General features: G+C 43.3%; 13 protein-coding genes. 1 reads left to right on the top strand and 12 read right to left on the bottom strand.

Annotation, left to right across the window (positions count from 1 at the left end; genetic code table 11):
* Positions 1-45: 45 nt before the first annotated feature.
* From J4N22_RS19625 to J4N22_RS19600, 6 genes are all read right to left on the bottom strand, one after another.
* On the bottom strand, positions 46-1281 hold the full coding sequence (locus J4N22_RS19625) for a quinol:cytochrome C oxidoreductase (protein WP_207497281.1): 1236 nt from the start codon (positions 1279-1281) through the stop codon (positions 46-48).
* A 31-nt stretch (positions 1282-1312) separates the two neighbouring features.
* A complete protein-coding gene (locus J4N22_RS19620) occupies positions 1313-1975 on the bottom strand; it encodes a c-type cytochrome (RefSeq protein WP_207497280.1) in 663 nt (220 codons plus the stop codon).
* A gap of 21 nt (positions 1976-1996) precedes the next feature.
* A complete protein-coding gene (locus J4N22_RS19615; protein WP_207497279.1) occupies positions 1997-2587 on the bottom strand; it encodes a DUF3341 domain-containing protein in 591 nt (196 codons plus the stop codon).
* Positions 2588-2663: 76 nt separating this feature from the next.
* Entirely contained in the window at positions 2664-4103 is a 1440-nt protein-coding gene (gene nrfD, locus J4N22_RS19610) for an NrfD/PsrC family molybdoenzyme membrane anchor subunit (protein ID WP_207497278.1), read from the bottom strand.
* Positions 4104-4286: 183 nt separating this feature from the next.
* Positions 4287-7619 carry a TAT-variant-translocated molybdopterin oxidoreductase gene (locus J4N22_RS19605; protein ID WP_207497277.1) on the bottom strand — a complete coding sequence of 1111 codons (3333 nt, stop codon included), beginning with the start codon at positions 7617-7619 and terminating at the stop codon, positions 4287-4289.
* 88 nt (positions 7620-7707) lie between these two features.
* Positions 7708-8967, bottom strand: coding sequence for a c-type cytochrome (locus J4N22_RS19600; protein WP_207497276.1), 1260 nt, complete (start codon positions 8965-8967; stop codon positions 7708-7710).
* A 428-nt stretch (positions 8968-9395) separates the two neighbouring features.
* Between J4N22_RS19600 and purN the strand changes: the two genes are divergently transcribed.
* The gene (gene purN, locus J4N22_RS19595; RefSeq protein WP_207497275.1) at positions 9396-9977 is read left to right on the top strand and encodes a phosphoribosylglycinamide formyltransferase; all 582 of its coding nucleotides are present in this window, start codon (positions 9396-9398) and stop codon (positions 9975-9977) included.
* 438 nt (positions 9978-10415) lie between these two features.
* On the opposite strand, the gene J4N22_RS19590 is transcribed toward purN, so the two are convergent.
* The 6 genes from J4N22_RS19590 to J4N22_RS19565 all read right to left on the bottom strand — a co-directional run bounded on the left by J4N22_RS19590 (position 10416) and on the right by J4N22_RS19565 (position 20428).
* On the bottom strand, positions 10416-11819 hold the full coding sequence (locus J4N22_RS19590) for a Gfo/Idh/MocA family oxidoreductase (protein ID WP_207497274.1): 1404 nt from the start codon (positions 11817-11819) through the stop codon (positions 10416-10418).
* 6 nt (positions 11820-11825) lie between these two features.
* Entirely contained in the window at positions 11826-13229 is a 1404-nt protein-coding gene (locus J4N22_RS19585) for a pectate lyase family protein (protein WP_207497273.1), read from the bottom strand.
* Between the two features lie 74 nt (positions 13230-13303).
* Positions 13304-15103, bottom strand: coding sequence for a RagB/SusD family nutrient uptake outer membrane protein (locus J4N22_RS19580; protein ID WP_207497272.1), 1800 nt, complete (start codon positions 15101-15103; stop codon positions 13304-13306).
* An 11-nt stretch (positions 15104-15114) separates the two neighbouring features.
* Positions 15115-18342, bottom strand: a complete 3228-nt coding sequence (locus J4N22_RS19575) for a SusC/RagA family TonB-linked outer membrane protein (protein ID WP_207497271.1) — start codon at positions 18340-18342, stop codon at positions 15115-15117.
* A 348-nt stretch (positions 18343-18690) separates the two neighbouring features.
* The gene (locus J4N22_RS19570) at positions 18691-19890 is read right to left on the bottom strand and encodes a hypothetical protein (RefSeq protein WP_207497270.1); all 1200 of its coding nucleotides are present in this window, start codon (positions 19888-19890) and stop codon (positions 18691-18693) included.
* A gap of 181 nt (positions 19891-20071) precedes the next feature.
* On the bottom strand, positions 20072-20428 hold the full coding sequence (locus J4N22_RS19565; protein WP_242692306.1) for a septal ring lytic transglycosylase RlpA family protein: 357 nt from the start codon (positions 20426-20428) through the stop codon (positions 20072-20074).
* Between the last annotated feature and the right edge of the window lies 1 nt (position 20429).

The following is a 20429-nucleotide window of genomic DNA, read 5'->3' as shown; positions in this document are numbered from 1 at the left end:
TTATTCTAATATTTTCTATTCGTAATAATTAGCAGTAGTTAGTTATTAGGTGTGGTGAATGATACTTTCTTTTAGGAACGGGTGGTTCTTTGCAACAACCGGCGCCTTAGTAAGTGCTCTACCAACAAAGAAGATGATCATGCCTGCAAATAGGGCAAGGATACCAAAGTCAAGCCAGCCGAGCGTTACATGATCCTGCGATACACTGGCCATTACCATCTGGTTGAAATCGATCCAGTGTCCAAAGATGATAAGAACTGCCATGAAGGTAACCAGGGTATAGTTTCTCTTAGCGCTACGCTTCATCAAAATTAGTAACGGAGCGATGAAGTTGATGATAAGGTTTAGAAAAAATATTCCTTTCCACGGACCTTGTACCCTGTGCTTGAAGTATAGAGTTTCTTCCGGCATGTTAGAATACCAGATAAGCATGTACTGGCTAAACCATAGGTATGTCCAGAAGATAGAGAACGCAAACATGAACTTACCGATATCGTGCAGGTGCTCATTAGTTGTATACTCCAGGTAGCCCCTGTTTTTCATAAAGATTACCCACAGAGCTATCAATGACATACCAGCAACGAATGAGCTAGCGAAAGTATACCAGCTATACATGGTACTGTACCAGTGTGCATCTATACTCATCAACCACAACCATGGCGTAGTAGAACCCACTGTAAGACCAAACCATACCAGGAACATAGAACCGCGAACAGTGTTATTCCACACCCATTTTTTACCTTGCTCTAAGTTTAATGGAGCATTGTCAGTGTCATAGCTCAGCTTACGCATCCTGTAACCCAGGAAAGACCAACCAGCTATTGACAAGAAACTCCAGATAACAAAGAATGTTACGTTCAAAAATCCTGATTTACCCATCAGTATTTCATCTCCTTCAGGGTGTAGCCAATGGTAAATTGGATGATGATCTCCGTGACCCAAGCCAAACAGGATGAACATCAATATCAAAAAGGTAATAAGACCGAAAATTGGAACAATAGCAGAGATAGCCTCAGGCACCCTGCGGAAAGCAACCTGCCATCCACCATGAGCAAGCGTGGTTACACAGATAAAGAACATGCTGGCATTGGTGATCAACAGGAAGAATACACTGTTGTATAATAATGTACCCCAGAAAATTCCTTGCTCATGCGGATCGTGGCTCATGCCCTTGGTTACAAGCCCAATGATAAATGCTAGCAGACCAATCGCCATCAGACCGTACGACCAAGTCTTCATCTTTCCTGTTACTTCAAAATGCTCTCTTATAGTAGATGCCATCGTAAATTATTTTGATTGCAGTTTGTTCTTATTATTTACTGGGTGTTGTTGCTGTTGTTGCTCCACCTGCTGCTGCGCTATCAGCTGCATTTGTGCCGCCTGCTGCTGGTGTAGCTGCACCAGCTTGCTTAGCCTTGATATATTTAGCCACCATCCAGCGTTGCTTACGGGTAAGCTGCGAAGCATAACTTCCCATAACACCTTTTCCGTAGGTCATCACATGGAAGTAAGTACCTTCTGATAGTTTTTCAATATTTGGATCGCCAACCAGTGTAGCTGGTTTTGCTGCATATGGACCTGCACCACCTTTGTACAGCGGGCCGTTACCATCCAGCTTAGCACCGTGACAGATAGCACAGTTTATCTGGTACAACCTGTCAGTCTCGGTCATTTCCAATTCTGTAAGATCAGGAAGAGGGTTGGTAACTGCAGCACTTTGCGCATAGCCTTCCTCATTGTTTTGCAGGTGATAAGGTAATTCCTCACCTCTTGATACTGTACCTACAACAGGCTCTGGTTTGTAGTTGATCCCTTTATCAGCCAGGTTGCTGTGATCAGCATAAGTTTCGTATGCGCGGCTCATACGCATGTCCGGCATATAATCTTTTCCTGGTGTACGCTTTACATCATCGCCGCAGCTTACCATTACTATGGCTGCTAACGAAACTGTTGATATAAAAAATATTTTCTTCATTGTGTTTGTTCTTATCTGGTTTTAACCTGCGATCGCTTGTTCCTCGGCGTATAGTTTCTGTTCTTTATCGTACCTGCCAAACCACCATCCGGTCTCAGCCACCTGGAAATCTACTTCTACAGCGCCGGCACTGGTTAAAAATCCTTTCAGATCATCAATATTGGTTCTTTCTGTACACTCAATGGCCATTACGAAAAGATCGTCGGTAGCACGTGGGTGAAAGTGATGACGCTTAACAAATGGAGCTAACTGGCATAGGTAGCAGAAAGTAAGTACCATACCTACCGCTGCAAACAATACTGTCAACTCGAAAGTGATAGGAATGAAAGCAGGTAATGGAAGGTTTGGCTTACCACCAATGTTCAAAGGCCAATCCTTGGTAAATATCCAACTCATGCAGCTCAATGCAGTAGTGGTACCGGTAATGCCATAGATGAAACCAGCAGTGTGCAAACTTGTTTCACGCATACCTAATGCATGATCCAAACCATGCACAGGAAAAGGTGTATAAACATCCTGGATCTTATAACCTGCATTGCGAACTTTCTTCACAGCTGGAAATAAAACTGCTTCATCATCAAAGCATCCAACAACAAATCTTTTTAGCGCCATATATTAAGCTTAAAAAATTCAAATTTTATAATCCCAACATCCCTCAATCCTACATCTCCAAATCACACCATTTCAACTAGTGAGCGTGCTCATGCACAAACTCATCCACCTTCTGTGTTTCTATTGGTGTCATTCTATCCTTATAGTTTTCACCACTTGTTTTCAGTACATATTTGATCTCAGCCACCGCAATGGTTGGGAAGTACTTAGCAAACAAGAAGAAACATGTAAAGAACAATCCGAAAGTACCTAGGTAGAAACCGATCTCCCAAATGGTAGGGCTATAGTAATAGCTCCAGCTACTTGGCAGGTAGTCGCGGTATAGAGAAGTAACGATGATCACAAAGCGCTCGAACCACATACCTACGTTTACCAGCACACTCATAAAGAAAGTGAAAGCAATATTGCGACGCAGCTTGCGGAACCAGAAGAACTGTGGAGATACAACGTTACAGAACATCATTCCATAGTAGCTCCAGCCATAAGGGCTAAACAGGTTACCACGGCTATAGAAGAAGGTATACTGCTCGTAGTCGTTCATACTATACCAACCAATGAATAACTCAGTCAGGTAAGCAACACCCACAATAGAACCAGTCAACACGATTACCTTGTTCATAGCTTCAATGTGGCCGATGGTGATATAATCCTGCAGGTTCAACACTTTACGAACTACGATCATCAGCGTTTGCACCATTGCAAATCCTGAGAATATCGCACCAGCAACGAAGTATGGAGGGAAGATGGTAGTGTGCCATCCTGGAATAACTGAAGTGGCGAAGTCAAAAGATACGATCGTGTGTACCGAAAGTACCAGTGGCGTACTCAAACCAGCAAGTACAAGAGACAAACTCTCGTGGCGCTGCCAGTGTTTTGTACTACCGTTCCAACCAAATGCAGCTACACCGTATAATAGTTTACGAAGTTTAGTTTTAGCACGGTCACGTACTGTTGCAAAGTCAGGCAACAAACCAGAGTACCAGAACAACAGTGATACAGTAAAGTAAGTAGAGATCGCGAACACGTCCCATAATAGTGGAGAAGCAAAGTTTACCCACAGCGGACCACGTGTGTTAGGATAAGGAAGTACAAAGAACGCCATCCAAACTCGACCCATGTGGAAGATCGGGAACTGGCCCGCACACATTACCGCAAAGATCGTCATCGCCTCAGCCGCACGGTTTACACCTGTTCTCCAGCCTTGTCTAAAGAGCAACAAGATAGCCGAGATAAGCGTACCCGCGTGACCAATACCTACCCACCATACGAAGTTGGTGATATCCCAACCCCAGCCAATTGTTTTGTTCAGGTTCCACTCACCTATACCGTAAGTTACCTCGCGGTACACGCTGTAAACACCAAACAACAACAGGGCTACTGAAATAAAGAAACCTATATACCACAGCCTGCTCGGCTTGGCCTCTATCGGACGAATAATGTCTTCCGTTACCTGGTGATAGTCTTTGTTACCATCTACCAGTGGTTCCCTGATTTGTGATTCGTACTTTAAATGCATCTGGTTTGGCTTAATTAAGTCGTAAACATTAGTGGCTGGTTTTCCAATTCTCCCTTTCCTGCTAAATGCTTACTTCTATAAATATTTTATGTAATGAACTTTATATCTCTATTCAACATCGTTGTGTCACTCACTTCAGCTGCCTTCTCACTACTCTACTCCCCTTGCCTTTTCTGCTACTTACTAGTGCTTTTGGTCACGAGTTGTGTTATCCTGTTCTGCTTCTCCACCTACAGTAGCTTGTTCTTTTTTACCTACAGGCATCAGTGCATCTACATTTCTCACTTTAGCCAGGTAGCTTACGTTAGGCAGCGTGTGTATCATTTCCAGCACATAGAACAGACGGTTCTGGTTGTTAGCCCTGTGTTGGAATACATCACTCTGTTCATCGTTCACATTACCAAATATGATCGCATCTGCAGGACAAGCTTGCTGACAAGCAGTCTTCACATCGTATCCTTCAGCACCTGTACGCAATGGACGGCTTTCTTTCTTAGCTTTTAGCTTACCATCTTGCAAACGCTGAACACAGAAAGAACATTTTTCGATAACACCACGGCTACGAACAGTTACATCAGGGTTCAGTACCATTCTTGTCAGGTCATCGTTCATCATACGAGAGGCATCAGTCATAGAGTTGGTGCCATGCTGGTTGTTAGGGAAGCTATCAGCACCCATATAATCAGCCCAGTTGAAACGACGTACTTTATAAGGACAGTTGTTACCGCAATACCTTGTACCGATACAACGGTTATAGATCATTTGGTTGATACCTTCACTGTTGTGGTTGGTAGCAGCTACCGGGCAAACGTTCTCACAAGGAGCGTTATCACAGTGCTGGCACAGCATCGGCTGGAATACTACGTTTGGATTATCCAAATCGCCGCTAAAGTAGCGGTCAATACGCAGCCAGTGCATGTCGTGGTGACGAGCTACTTCGCTCTTACCTACCACAGCCACATTATTTTCTGCAGTACATGCTACCACACATGCGTGGCAACCTGTACAGGTATTCATGTCTATGCTCATGCCCCACTTAATACCCGGCTTAGGAAACAGCGGGTAAAGTGTAGCTTCTTTTTCGAAATTGCCTGTTTTAGGAGCAAAGTCTTCGTGCATGTGCTTACGCCTTCCCAGGATTATTTCAGGGTTAGCCTTAAGACTTGCAAGTGATGTTTCAATAACAACCTCGGTACGACCATGGTGGCTATTTGAAACCTGGTTTTGTGCTACAGAAGCTTTGTATCCAGCTTTGGCAACCTCAGCTTTGTATATGTAGTAGTCACGGTTTCTTCCGTTGAAAGTAACAAGCGGGAATACGTTTTTACCTACACCCCCACCTGCTTTACCGATATTCACACGTGCTCTTTCCATTGCATTATCATCACGTGTTGCATTTTCACCATCGTATACCGCGTTGGTACCACGTCCGTAACCTACTGCTATACCTACGGTGTTCTGATTTGTTCCAGGAACAATGATGATTGGAAGCTCTATAGTTTTTCCGTTAGCTGTTATTTTTAGAACAGGCTTTTCAGAATGTACTTCGTATGCATCGCTATCGCCATTCTTTGTCAGGTCAATGCCAAAGATGTTCAATGCCATTGCTGGCGAAATGATAGCGTAGTTATCCCAGGTAGCTTTAGTGATTGGATCAGGCGTTTCCTGTAGCCAAGGGTTGTTAGCTTGTGAGCCAATACCCATTGTTACTTTTTGATACAATACCACCTCGGTACCAGAAGATTGTGCTGCAGTAATAGTAGCTGCTGCCTGCGCAACACCACCACTATTGAAGCTAGCACCACGAGCTGTTGTACCACCTGCAGCCAAAGCTGTAAGCAATCCGCCTGTAGGGGTTTGTGTGCTTCTTAAAGTATCAGGTGCACTGCTAGTAGCAGCAGTTCTTGTAGAATTTACGCTGGTTGCTGCAGCAGGAGAAACAACACCATCTTGAATAGCTTTATCCCAACGGCTTTCGCTTCCCAACCTGCCGATCCAGTATGTTCGTAAAGCGCCCAGGTAGTCTGTGGTTGCTCCACTCCACCTTAACAGGCTGTCTTGCCACTGGCGTGTTTTAAACAGCGGGTGAATGGTAGGCTGAAGCAGGGAGAAATAACCTGTTTTAGGCTCTACATCACCCCAGCTTTCCAGGTAGTGATGATCAGGAATAACATATTTACAAAGCTGGCTCGTCTCATCCATTTTCTGGTTGAAAGAAACAGCAAACTTCACACGCTTCATACCCTCTACAAACTTCTGTTGGTCGAAGTAGTTGTAGGCTGGGTTTACATTGTAGATAAGCAATGCACCGATCGCACCAGAATTCATGTCATTCACCAGTTGTACCATGTCTGTATCAATACCCTGGTAGGTATTGTAGGTGGTACCCCAGTCAATGGTTGAACCATTTGCACCAATAGCATCGTTGATACCATTTACAATGGTCTGGATGTTTACATCGTTGCTACCTGCTACCACTACTGCAGCTCCACGAGCATCTTGTAGTGCTTTTGCAGTACGAGCCACTGCTTGCTGCAGGTTGGCAGGTAATGCAGGAGCAGTAACAGCTCCACCAACTGCTGCATATAAAGCAAGTGCTATAGCACCTGTTTCAGATGGGCGGTGGTTATATCTTTCATCAGCATTTGCACCGGTCATGGTCATCACAGGTTCAAACTGGATGTGACGGCTCATTTGCAGATCTGTATTATTTAATCTTCTTGTTTCCGCGTATTGCTTGTTGAATTCAACCGGGCTCAACCATGTACCCAGGAAGTCAGCATTCAAGCTTACAATTACTCTTGCTGCTGCAAAATTGTAAGAAGGAATAGTTCTTCTGCCGTAAGATGCTTCGTTAGCCTGCAGCATGCCGCTGTAGCTGATAGCATCGTACTGTACATGACGGCCAGGGTATCTTCCTAAGAACTGGGTGATAGCATCGCGTGTAGTAGGAGAAGTGATGGTGTTAGTAAGCACTACAACTGGTCTTCCACCAAGTTGATCAAGCTCAGCCATTACCATTTTATCAAAAGCATCAAATGTGCTTACTTCTTTGTTATTTGCTTTAGGTACAGTAAGCCTGCTTGTATCATAAAGGTCAAGTACAGATGCCTGCATTCTTGCAGATGTACCACCTTGGTATATAGTTGAAAGTTCGTTACCCTCTATTTTGATCGGGCGGCCATCTCTCACTTTGGCTATCGCACTTACCACCTCATTATCCTGCACGTAAGTAGTAGCATAATAGTTTGCTACACCTGGTGTTATTTCCTGCGGTTTGTTTACAAAAGGAATTGCCTTTTTCACTGGCATTTCGCAACTGGCAGCTACAGCAGCAGCAGCAGTACTAAAACCCATGAATTTAAGAAAATCTCTGCGCGGAGTTTTTGCGTCTAATAAACCTTTGTCGTCTACCTCTAGTGGCAGATCTTCCTGGAACTCGTCTTCACCAGCGGATTGATTAGCGTTAGATTGGTTCAGCTCTCCAAAACTTTGCCAGTACTTTTTTTGCTCCATATTATTTCAGTTGATAGTTGGTAGTTGACTATTGCCAGTACCCGCTTTCTATTATTTATAATGCTTGAATAGTGAGTTAGAATGATGATTAGTAGTGACATTTTTGACACTCGGTTCCACCTATCTTTTCAACAGTGATACCTCTTGCGCTATCAATCTTTCCATTCTTCAGATCATCATGGAATTTCTGATAGATGCTGTAGAAACCATTATCCTGGAACTGAACTTTTGTTTCCCTGTGACAGTTAACGCACCAGCCCATGCTTAGGTCAGCAAACTGTTTTACCTCGTCCATATTCTGGATCTCTCCGTGACAAGTTTGACATGCTACTTTACCAGCTGTTACGTGTTGTGCGTGGTTGAAATAAACGTGGTCAGGCAGGTTGTGAATTTTTACCCACTCAATTGGTTTTCCTTTTGATGGATCCCAAGGTTTGCCTGGCTCATATCCAGCCATTTTATAAAGCTTCTGTATTTCTGCAGTACCGTTAACTTCTGTACCGTCTTCTTTGTAGAGTTTATCTGTGCCAGTGTATTCGTTCACTGCCATGTGACAGTTCATACAAATGTTTAGTGAAGGGATATTTGCATGCTTACCTTCCTGTGCACCACCATGGCAGTACAAACAGCTGATCTGGTTGGTACCTGCGTGTACCTTGTGTGAGTAGTAGATTGGTTGCTCAGGCTGGTAATTTTGAGAACGACCTAAACCAATAGCACCGGTTACAGTAAGGTAACCACCTATGCAGAATAAAATGATAGTGAAAGTAGCAATGTAAACTTTGTTGCGCCAGAAGGGAACTGGCTCCAGTACAGGCTCTCCTTGTTTTTCAGCAGATAGTTTTCTAAGACTTGAGTTAACCTGCAACAAGATCAAAACAACGATAGCAAGAACAAGTGTAAGGATACCATACAACAACGTATTATCTCCTTCGCCGCCACCTTGTGCACCAGTAACACCGGGCACTGGTTGTGCAAGTGCCGGGTCAGGAACTGAATTGATGTAAGTAAGGATAGCACCTATTTCTTCATCGCTCAGGTTGAAAGCAGGCATGTTTGTCCTGTTCCACTTCTCCCAAAGACTAACCGCATATTGATCACCAGTCTTCAGGTAAGCCGAACTGTTCTTGATCCACTTATACAAGTTTTCCTGGTTGCCCCATCTTTCTTCTACACCTGCCAGTTTAGGACCGGTCAGATCTTTATGAACAGCGTGACAGGAAGCACAATTGCTCGAGAACAAGGCTTGTCCGTTAGGCTGCGCATATATATTGGTGGTAAATAAAAAGAATAAAGCGAATGTTACACTTGATACTATTGTTTTGGCAATGCGTCGGTGCTTGGTCATACACAAAAAGTAGTGCTTTGATGTGGAAAAATCTCCGTAAACGGCTGCAAAAATAGGTCACGATATTGACAATATATCAACATGGTGAAAAAAAATTTTCCCTTGTGTAGCAAGGGTTTCGGAGGATTTTGATGCTAAATGAAAATAAATTGTCATTGTTTTGTAACGCAAAAAAGCAACCTAATCCTATTGATTATAAGGCTGTTTATGACAAGGACTTTAAACCCATTTTTACACCCTTTTAAATTGCTTTGAGCTTGATTGCGTTGTTCAAATAAATAATTCTTATTACATATTGTTTATGTACAGAAAGATCTCGTTCATTAAATTGTATGATTAAATAAGACAACGCATTTAAAGCTTTAGTAAGTAAATAAAAATTACCTGCTTTGAATTCATCCCCTTTACAACATAAAACTGGAAGCTCTATGAACATTGCCATTTTTGCTTCCGGTGCCGGATCAAATGCTAAAAAAATCATTCAACATTTTGAGCAGCATAATACTATACATGTAGCACTTGTAGTATGTAATAAGCCTGGGGCAGGAGTTTTAGAAGTGGCTAAAGAAGAAAACATACCTGCACTTTTAATAGAAAAAGAAAGGTTTTTTAGCGGGGATGCTTATTTGGATGTTTTGAAGGAAGCGAAGGTTGATTTCATTGTCCTGGCAGGATTTCTTTGGAAGGTGCCTGCTACATTGATAGATGCTTATCCTGATAAGATCGTGAACATACACCCTGCCTTACTGCCGAAGTACGGCGGCAAGGGAATGTATGGCGCACTCGTTCATAAAGCCGTAATAGCTGCCGGCGAAAAAGAAAGTGGCATCACCATCCATTATGTAGACGGGCATTACGATAATGGAGATATCATACAGCAAGCAACCTGCACTGTAGAGGCTGGTGAAACAGAAGCTTCTCTTGCGCAAAAGATACATGCCCTGGAGCACGAGGTGTATCCTGCAACTATAGAAAAGCTGCTAATGGAAATAATGGCAAACAACAGTTAGATCCTGCACTGTCATTAATGGTTCAGCAATCTGGCAGCTTTGGTTGGAAAATATTCAAACGAGCTTGGTCAAAAAAATTGGGGGTTCATTATTCTCGTTTACAGAATTTCCACAACGAAACCTACTTCTTAAAGGACCAGCTGCAATTGAAGTGCAAACATACCCGCTGCCCCTAGCCTGCTGCATGATAACAATCAAAGTATTTACTGTTTGAAATCATGTATTATACTTATTGGCAATTCAACATTTAATTAGAAGAGAAGCTTGCAAGATTTCTGTTGTGGTTAGTACTGTTTTTTTGCTGGTGATACTTTCCTGTTCGCGACCATTATCATAAACAAGAGTGTGCAGGTCGGATATTCAAATAAATTAAAAACCTCAACTACAACTAAAGTCATAATTGAGGTAAGAAAATTTGGTTCTATTCTTTGGCTTCAGTTAAGCATGCCGCTTCGCCATCGGCTTCAGGTCAGTCAGTTCGCTGATCTTTACCGGACGCTTTAACTGAATACTTTTGTTTGCAGCTATTCCTATCAAAATGGACATTGCGCCATCTCTTGTTCCAGCTAGAATGTTGTACGGGTTGTCTGACGGGTCGCGGAAAATACGGTTGTGCATCCGCTTATCACCACCACCATGGCCGCCTGCGTATTGCGGCACTTTTATTATCTCGTGCTCTTTGTTGAAGTTATCCATCACCATGATCTCCCTGAACTTGCCAGGTATAGCTTCCTTATCCTGCGACATCTCTACTGCATGCCTTTGTTCCTGGTTCAGCGCGTTATCATCCTGGTACGGTATGTCCTGCCAGGTTTCCATGCGGCCATTAAAGCCGTTGAAAGCTATGCGCCAACCTTCGTACGGAGAGTAGGTAGTAAGGCTATAGTTCACTGTAACGCCATTCGCATACTTTATCTGGGCACTCATTTTATCGTAAATGTCTATTTCTTTACGCCACACACACTGGTCGCGGAAGTAGCCGTCATGATGTTCATTCTTTACATAAAGATTGTTCAGCCAATCTTCTTTGGTGATATCGCGGTAGAACTTACAGTAGTCTTTATGACCGCAGCCCTGGCAGCGCACACCCCTGAAAGGATTGTTCTTGCCATAATGTTCTAATTCACCATAAGCCGTTACCTCTACAGGTTCGCTATTTAGCCACCAGTTTACTAAGTCGAAGTGGTGGGTTGATTTGTGAACCCAAAGCGAGCCGCTCTTACGCATTAGTCCATGCCACCGACGGAAGTAATCTGCACCATGGTATACATTCAGCATCCAGTTGAAATCTACAGAGGTAACATTACCTATGCGGTTGGCAGCCAAGAGTTCCTTGATCTTCATCATGTGCGGACCATGCCTGTAATTAAAAGCAACCATTACCTTTTTACCTGTTCTTTTTTCCGCAGCTAAAATGGCCTTGCATTTTTTCTCATCGGTTGTCATGGGTTTTTCGGTAATAACATCGGCACCCATTTCCATTGCCTTGATGATGAATTCATCGTGGGTGGAGTCAACTGTGGTTACAATTACCACCTCTGGCTTCACCGTACGCATCATGGTAGTAAAATCTGTGAAGGTTGGACAAGTAACGCCCATTCTATCTTTAGCAAAAGCTAGTCTGCCTGGGTTATTGTCGCAAAGGCCTACAAATTCTACTACATCACCATAATTGTCTACTACCGGTTTGCCCCAAAACCCGATACCACGGTGACCGGTACCAACCATAACTATTCTCTTTTTTGCAGCAGGCTTGTTGGCGAAAGCTGTCAGGGGCGACTTTGCAAGGAGTATTCCTGCAGATGCCAGCGTGCTATTTTTGATGAAGGTGCTTCTATCCATAGGTTTTTATTTTATTAAGCTGTTTAGGTATACTTCTATATTAGTATATGCTGAAGATAATTTATAGGAAGATGCATCTGATGGATCAGCAGGATTAAGTCCTTGCTGTTTTTCCCATGTGTCAGGCATTCCATCACGGTCTGTATCGGCAGGTGCAGCTAACTGCCTTAGCGTTGGCCAGGCATGCTTCGACTTCTCGTAAGGTGTGCCATGCGGAAGTCCACCCTGCACATCGATAATTTTGCCTGTACGGTTGCGAACATCTTTTACGATACGCTCATCAAGCGTGTCTCGTCTAAAACTAGCGCCAGCAGAATTTAGCACATGCTCGTAGGCTAATGTGGCTTTTTCTGTATTTATAAATACTGAGGAAAAAGGAGTTGGCACTTTTGCCTGGATTGCATCCTGCGGACCACCATCATTCATCACCACGCCTTTCCAGTTGTCTTCACTTACTTCTTCAGAACCATCTACATAATTGCCAGATAAATGGAAATTTCCATAAGGAATAGTGGCGGTCTTGTAAGGGGTTAAAACCCGGAAGCGAACGCGCTCATTGGTAGAAGGGCCATGTTTGTAGTAGTTATTTACAATATTGTAGGTGCCTCCTTCGCCAGCGTACACATTGTTGCTACCCCAGTTGTATATCACGTTGTTCCTGAAATCAACGAACTCCTCGGGCAGGTGGCGAATACCATTGAAACGTGGCGTCCGATTGTTGCAATGGGCGAAAAGATTGTGATGCCCGGACAAATGCCTTCCACCCCAGATACCACCAAACCCATGGTGCTCCCAATCTTTATCACCTGTTTCAAAATGATAAGAATAATCGAGGGGCTCAGAAATGATGTTCCATTGAAGCGTGGTGCTATCACCATTGTACACGGTGCAGACTTCATCAGTACTCCAGCTCATTGAGCAATGATCAACAATGATATGCTTCCGCCTTTGACCGCTGAAGGCATCATCATCGCCACTGCCGTGCACCATACCATTGTCCTGGTAACGGTCGCCCATCCTGAAGCGCATATAGCGGACGATAATATTGTCACCATCCAAAACCACGGGGTGATCGGCCAGGCATATTCCATCACCAGGTGCAGAATGACCTGCAATAGTGGTATTAGCGGAAATCTCTAAAGGAGAAAGAAGATGAATGGTTCCTGAAACTTCGAATACGATGATCTTTGGTTGGCTACTTTTTAGTGCCTGCCGCAGGCTTCCCTCGCCGTTGTCGTTCAGGTTATTTACTATTACTACTTTACCACCCCTGCCACCAGTTGTATATTTTCCAAAACCCTCAGCACCAGGAAAAGCGATAGGTCTATTTGCTGTAGCTGCACCTGACGAAGCAATCTTTTGCGTGCAAGAGACCATGCAAAACAAGGCCATTATGCCAATCAATTTCATATGGAAGCTTTGAAAAAAGTAAGGCTGCCTTAATAAAGCAGCCTTACAATTTATGTATAAGAAATCACTTTCTATTAATATCCAGGATTCTGAACCAGGCGAGGATTAGCATCTATTGCAGCCTGTGGGAAAGGCAACAACTCGTTCTTATTCTGCTGGAAGTATCCACCGTATACAGGTACACCTGCACTGGTAACTAACAGTGAAGACCTGATGTTACTTTGTCCAACCCAGTTTACGTTTGCATATCCTGCTGGCGCTGTGGTGTTTGGATTAGGTGCATAGAACGAATTCAGGTACTCAAGTGTAGTAGAGTTCGTTTTATACGTCATAGTACGTGGCAAGTTGGTGTAAGGAGCAGGAAGTGGATTAGTAGCCAATGCTTCTAACTCAGCCTTTGTTTCTGCCATTTTCTGACCCAGGATATTCCAACGGATCAGGTCGTACTTACGGATACCTTCACCACCAAGTTCTAGTGCTCTTTCTTTTACAATGGCATTGAAGAAACCAGTGTAATCAGAAGGAGTAGTACCGATAAGCGCAGCATTGTTATTGAACGCTCTTAATCTTACACGCTCAAAAGCGGCTCTTGCTGCAGCAGAAGGTCCGTTGTTGATTTCGTTATCTGCTTCTGCAAACATCAGCAATACATCAGAAAAACGGATCATCGGCCAGTTGATACCAAAGTATTGTGCGTTTGAACTTAATACTACAGGATTGGTGATCCAGTCTCTGCGGAACTTACCATCACGAATGGCGTTAGCAGCTGTAGCTACCACAAAACCACTTGCGTTGAAATCGTATGGAGCAGCGGTTACATCGCGCCTTGTATCGGCAGGATCGAACATGTAGAAGTAAGTAGGAAGAATAATCAGCGCAGAGTTTCCAAAAGAACCATAACGAGGACCATTGTAGTATCCTAGCTTGCTATCTCCCAAAGCACTACCGCCACCGGCCATAGCCACTTCAAATAACACCTCGCCATTTGGCTCTATGCGGTGCGCAAGAATATTGTCTTTCCAAATTGCACGGAAGCTTGGATTCAAGCTATGATCACCAGGTCTTGCCATGATAGCAGCACATTCGTCGCGTGCTATCTGGTAGTACTCTTTGTAGTTAGCAGGGCGGCGCATTGTTCTGTCGCTGCGTAGTGCATAACCACCGCGGAAAAGAGCAATACGTGCACGCAAACCTCTTACAGCACCCTGGGTAATTCTTTCACTAGTACCACCAACTTCAGTTCTCCAAGGCACCATAGTAGCAGCCAGCTCAAGGTCACTTAGAATCCTGTCGTAGATGCTATCCCTGTTTGTTTTAGGCTTAAATAGATCTGTCTCGAAAGCTGAAGGCTGCCATTGTGCAGGCACATCTCCCCAGTTTCTTACGAGTTCAAAGTAGTACTGCGCTCTCAGCGTCAACGCTTCACCATGAAGCCTTCTCAGGTCTCTTTTCTGCTGATCGGTACCAGATATGTACTGCTCCATTCTTGGAATGTAGTAGATACAAAGGTTAGCACGCTCTACACCAGAATATAACTGGCTGTACGGCTGCAGCAACTGTGTGTTACTTGGCTGCACGTTGTAACGGGCAATATCTCTTCTTTCGTTATCGCCAGGTGCACCACCTTGTCCCATCATGATATCATCATCATAAGGGTAGTACATGCTGATACGGATACCATAACCGTTATCGCCGGTCATTGCTGCGTAAGTTCCCAGAATAGCTCTTGTAGCATTATCTACATTATCAAAAACGTATTCAGGACCAAAAGTAGATTCTGGTTGTACTTCGTCAAGGTATTTCCTACACGAAGTAGCCAGTGTGGTAGTTGCAACTAAAAGGACAGCTAAATATTTATATGACAACTTTTTCATAATCGCTTTAATTAGAATGTTACGTTAACACCAAATATGTAAGAACGGCTGCGAGGATAAGCTGAGTAATCAACACCTGGTGTAGTACCGAAGTTTCTTCTAGTACTTACTTCTGGGTCAAATCCTGAGTAACTGGTGATAACCGCAAGGTTGTTCAAAGTTACATACAGGCGTGCTCTCTGCATTCTTGCACGCTTCGCAAATTCCACTGGAAGATTATAACCTATAGTTAAATTGTTGATCCTAACAAAAGATGCGTCTTCTACAGCCCATGAATGCACGTTGAATGCACTTGCACTGGTGATTGGTCTCCAGATGGTAGCATTAGCATTAAGTGCTGCAAGAGCCTGTGGATCTCTTACTACCTCGCCCTGTGCATTCACTGTTCTCCAACGGTTGTTCATATCAGCCAGCAGGTTAGAGTTTGGTGTGTAACCACTTGTAAATTCAAGTTTGCTTGCGTTCAAAACATCATTTCCAAACTGGTAATTGATGAACAAGCTCAGATCCCAGTTCTTGTAAGATAGCTGTTGGTTCAATCCACCAAATACTTTTGGAGTAGCATCACCAATGATAGTACGATCAAGGTCGTTTACTATACCATCACCGTTGATATCTCTGAACCTGATGGTTCCTGGTTGAGGAACAATAGAAGTAACAGATTGATTGCTTGCAACAGTTGGCTTAAGTGTATAAGCATTGGTAGTTGGGTTGAAATCGAAATCTTCTACTCTGTAAAAACCTTCAGTTACCAATCCCCAGATAGCACCTACCGGGCTGCCCACCTTCACGATGTAATCAGCAGGTTGGTTTCCACCAGCCCATCCTGAACTCTGCAGGAAGGATTTTTGGAAAGCACCCAGGCTCTCAATGTTGTTCTTGTTGAACGATGCATTGAAGTTGATGTTGTAGTTGAAGTTTTTAGTAGAAACCGGGATAGCATTCAACTGTATTTCCACACCCTTATTAGAAAGTGCTCCCACATTTTGTATCTGCCTTTGGTAACCACTGTTTTGAGGAACAGCAACTTCTACCAACAGGTTGTTTGAGTTATTCTTGTAAAGGTCTACTGACACAGTTAGTTTGTTTCTTAAGAAACTCGCATCCACACCTACGTTTCTTGAAACATTCTCTTCCCAAACAAGATTGTTATTAGAAAGTGCTTGAGAAAGGTAACCTGTTGTCAAAGCATTGTTCAGGTTGTACTGTGTGTTGGTACCAAAAGATGTCAGGTAAAGGAAATCGTCAATCCTGTTGTTACCAGCTTCACCGTAACCAGCACGGAACTTCAGGTCGCTGATCCAGTTAACGTTCTCCATGAATTTCTCTTTAGAGACTCTCCATGCAAAAGTTCCTGAAGGAAAATATCCCCAACGATTTCCAGGAGCAAATTTGGTAGAACCGTCAGCCCTTACAGAAACATTCAGTAAGTACCTGTCTTTGTAAGAATAGTTCACACGGCTGAAGAAAGAAGCAATACGGCTTTCTACTTCAAAAGTGGTAGGACGTGGCTGTGGTTGACCCTGCGGACCGGTTCCAAGGTTCATATTGGCCAATGCGCGGTTTGGTGTAATACCAACCGGGAAGTACAAGGTTTCAATGAACATGTTGTTGAAGCGCTGCTCATAGATCTCTTGTCCTGCAATGATTGAAAGTGAGTTGTTTTCGCTAAACCTTGTTTTAGACTTATCAAAGTTGAAGGTAAGTACATTAGAAAGGTTTAATGTATTACGGCCAATGGTTCTGATAGATGCCAGCGGCATAGCTGCACTTCTTTGTCTTGATGCAGAAGTCAGTGTATCATCAAAAGCATTTCTGCGCTGGTTGTTCATATCAATACCAATCGTGCTTCTCAAGCTCAGGTACTTATTGTAAGTATACTGTACGTAACCAGTCATGTTCATTACATTGGTAACGTTCCTGCGGTATTCCGCCGCGTTCATTAGCAATGGATTGATTAGACGTAAACCAGCAGCATTTGTCTCATCATCATAGTCAGGATCGTAATCAGTAAGATCTCTTTCTCTTACCAGGAACGGCCTGTACCTGATGCTATGACGCAAACGGTTAGTAGCAGAAGAACCTTCATTTGATGTTCCTGCACCGTTTACCAATGTATTATTATAACGTGTATTGAAGCCAACCTTAATGTTCTTATTAAAGGTGTGGTCGAACTTGAAGCTTACCAGCTTTCTTTCGAAATCAGATAGCAACATAGTTCCCTGCTCTTTATTATAGGTAAGGCTTAAGTTGTAAGTAGTAGCGGCATTACCACCTGATAAGCTCAGGTTATGCGTTTGCATGATGGCGTTGCGGCCAAACATTTCATCCTGCCAGTCAACCATTGGAACGTTCTTATAGTTCTGCAATGTATCCCAGGTAGTACCATAGGTACGTGCAAAGTTTGAACTGTCAGAAGAACTACCTCTTGTTCTTTCGTACTGGTACATTACAAAATCGTAAGGGTTCATAACAGGCAGCTTACGCGCCAGCTTTCTCACACCAGTAAAACCATTGTAATTGATTGAGGTACGTGTGTTACGACCGCCTTTAGTGGTGATGATAACAACACCATTGGCACCACGGGCACCATAAATAGCGGTAGTAGACGCATCTTTCAAAACGTCTACAGATTCAATGTCTTGTGGAGAAATCACATTCAAACCATCTTCTACCTGTACTCCATCAATGATGTAAATAGGAGATGCATTTTGGGTGATAGAACCACCACCACGAACACGTATTACAGCTTCAGCATTTGGCGAACCTTCTGAACTGGTGATCTGTACACCAGCAAGTCGGCCGGCAAGCGCGTCGGCAGCGGAGTTAACCGGGATGTCGCGGAGCTGGCGGGATGAAACCGAAGAAACCGAACCTGTAAGGTCGCGGCGGCGAACAGTTTGATAACCAACAACTACAACCTCATCCAGTTGTGTTTGTTCTTTCATCAGCGATACATTCACAGGTGTTCTTCCATCGGTAGTGATGGTAACTGGTCTGTAGCCAACTGATGAGATCAATAAAGTTGCGGATGATCTTCCCGTAACAGTAAGGGTAAATCTTCCTTCAGCGTCTGTACTTACACCTTTCTTGGTTTCGGTAACTACGACTGATACATTGGAAATTGGGGCTTTGGTACTATCGTCTACAATTTGACCAGTGATACGCAGAGTTTGCGCACTAGCAAAAAGAACGCTTAGCTGCACCAATAGAATCGCAAGGAAAATCCTTTTGAGCATAACAAGCAATTTTGAGTTCGAATTAATAAAACAGTTGATTCTTTATCTGGAGGTGAAAACACCCGGCTTGAATAATAAACTACCTGGAGTTAGTAGAGTTGAAATAAGATAAAAACAGGTTTATCTACAGAACAGCAAGCAATTTTTTAAGCCTAATCCGATAACAATGCTATCATTATTTTCTTTCAATTTTTATGACGTAAAAGCCTTTATTTACGCAATCGTTCCCGAGAACGATGTCATTAATAAGCCCTTAACATATAACTATTTATAGCGTTTATTAAGTTATTGTCACTGAAATTCTGCCTGATAAAAAGCTTTTTCTAAATTGATCGAACTCCTTAGCCATCACCTGTAGTTTAATATACCAGTGAAGGCAGGTGGCATTATAAATCCAAGATGGGAAATGTAGTCGTGTACCTTTTTAAAATTCTGTCGTGGGTTCTTCCCTGCCTTTAACTTTACCAGGTGCACCAACCAGTTTATATAGTTTACACCAAGGAAATAAACCGGTAGCCCCTGAATCCATTGCAACTCCCCATCTATCTTATCTTCTGTTAAAGAATCTGAAAAAACTGCACCAACTAGCCGCAAAACTTCAAGGTGCGTTTTGTGTGCAGGGTCAACGGATGGTGGGTGGTTGTAGTGCCTAATCCTTTTTTTGTTTAGCAACTGGTAGGCGTGTTTGAAATGGCCTGTGAGTATCAATGCTTCTCCAAACACCACCTCTGCACAAGGGTAGCCATTGAAGTGATCATGAGCAGGCCGATCTACTTCTAATAACTTCTCTAACTGTTCATTTACATACTCCACTACATTATCGCCTTCTATGGCGTTCATATATAATTTAGTGGCGTAATATCTCCCCACAATAAACGGGTGGAAACGCTCAATTTCCACAGTTGAAAACGAAGAAAGTTTGGTGAAATAATACCGGCATGCCTCAAAATTGCCGGTAAGAAAGCCGCGCAATACAAGCTGGTTGTACGCAAGCACCCTGTGCTCACGGCTGGTTTCGTACATCAGGTAGTGTTCCAGTCCATTTCCATAATGGAAAGCCAGCGCATCATAATGTATGAACTGGTCGAAGAAGTAGCGCCGTCCAAACTCTGAAGCGGCAAGCCGCGGGTAAATGATTGACGGCAACTCCGGGTGCCGTTCAATTAATATAAACAGGTTCTTGATAATCTGCATCAGCCCCTTTTCGTGCAGGTGCTCGGGCTTTATATCTTTTATAATCTGCAGCACTATTTCGCCTGCCCATTGATCTGCATGCGTCTCCTGTCCATTGGTTTTGGCTACCTGCCGCCAGTTCTCCAGGTCATTATATGAAGAAAAATGGAGATAGGCAGCTAAAGTATCTAAAGTAGCAGGGTCGGGTTTGGAGTCTGACTTGATTAAACCGAAAAAACGTTTTATCGTTTGCGAAGAGATCCGTTTACCGCATTCGGCTACAATGGCCTCCTGCAGTTGCAGTACATCGTAATGGCTGCTAACTTTCTTTCCAAATTTCCTGGAGACTAGCTCCCTGACTTCATGAAGCGCCATGAAATTCGTTTAAAGATGTATTGCTAGAACAGAATGTTTTATGGACAAAATTGGAAAAACTTGTACAGCGGACGCTCCATATATTGCATCTACACTGTTTTACAGTAAAAATTTTATTGGGGGTTTATCTACTCGGCCTACCACGTCTGTGGGGGCCTTTTTTTACTGCTGATTATTGTTATCAATTTTTATACCGATACTTAATTTCAACAGGAACAACACCTTGTTGTATCATGCCAAGCTTCCTGGCTGCTTTGCGGCTTAAGTCTATTATCCTACCACTTACAAAAGGTCCACGATCGTTGATGCGAACTTTTACTCTTTTTCCATTTGACTGGTTTACCACGATTACGCGGGTGCCAAAAGGTAAGGTGCGATGTGCTGCTGTTCTTTTAGATTGCCTAAAGATTTCGCCACTGGCGGTTGGCCTGCCATTAAACTTATCTGCATAATAAGAAGCCTTGCCTGATTCTACAGTTTTTCTACTACATGATAACAGCAGGAACAAGCAGATTACCAGTGAGAGTAATTTCATCATG

The sequence above is a fragment of the Aridibaculum aurantiacum genome (genome assembly GCF_017355875.1).
Taxonomy (GTDB): domain Bacteria; phylum Bacteroidota; class Bacteroidia; order Chitinophagales; family Chitinophagaceae; genus Segetibacter; species Segetibacter aurantiacus.
Note: the sequence above shows the minus strand (reverse complement) of the source record. Positions and strands in the feature narration are given on the sequence as shown.

Coding starts and splice junctions, on each gene's coding strand:
- J4N22_RS19625 (WP_207497281.1), bottom strand. CDS start 1,281: ATGGCATCTACTATAAGAGAGCATTTTGAAGTAACAGGAAAGATGAAG.
- J4N22_RS19565 (WP_242692306.1), bottom strand. CDS start 20,428: ATGATGAAATTACTCTCACTGGTAATCTGCTTGTTCCTGCTGTTATCA.
- J4N22_RS19575 (WP_207497271.1), bottom strand. CDS start 18,342: ATGCTCAAAAGGATTTTCCTTGCGATTCTATTGGTGCAGCTAAGCGTT.
- J4N22_RS19570 (WP_207497270.1), bottom strand. CDS start 19,890: ATGGCGCTTCATGAAGTCAGGGAGCTAGTCTCCAGGAAATTTGGAAAG.
- J4N22_RS19580 (WP_207497272.1), bottom strand. CDS start 15,103: ATGAAAAAGTTGTCATATAAATATTTAGCTGTCCTTTTAGTTGCAACT.
- J4N22_RS19615 (WP_207497279.1), bottom strand. CDS start 2,587: ATGGCGCTAAAAAGATTTGTTGTTGGATGCTTTGATGATGAAGCAGTT.
- J4N22_RS19585 (WP_207497273.1), bottom strand. CDS start 13,229: ATGAAATTGATTGGCATAATGGCCTTGTTTTGCATGGTCTCTTGCACG.
- J4N22_RS19605 (WP_207497277.1), bottom strand. CDS start 7,619: ATGGAGCAAAAAAAGTACTGGCAAAGTTTTGGAGAGCTGAACCAATCT.
- purN (WP_207497275.1), top strand. CDS start 9,396: ATGAACATTGCCATTTTTGCTTCCGGTGCCGGATCAAATGCTAAAAAA.
- J4N22_RS19600 (WP_207497276.1), bottom strand. CDS start 8,967: ATGACCAAGCACCGACGCATTGCCAAAACAATAGTATCAAGTGTAACA.
- nrfD (WP_207497278.1), bottom strand. CDS start 4,103: ATGCATTTAAAGTACGAATCACAAATCAGGGAACCACTGGTAGATGGT.
- J4N22_RS19620 (WP_207497280.1), bottom strand. CDS start 1,975: ATGAAGAAAATATTTTTTATATCAACAGTTTCGTTAGCAGCCATAGTA.
- J4N22_RS19590 (WP_207497274.1), bottom strand. CDS start 11,819: ATGGATAGAAGCACCTTCATCAAAAATAGCACGCTGGCATCTGCAGGA.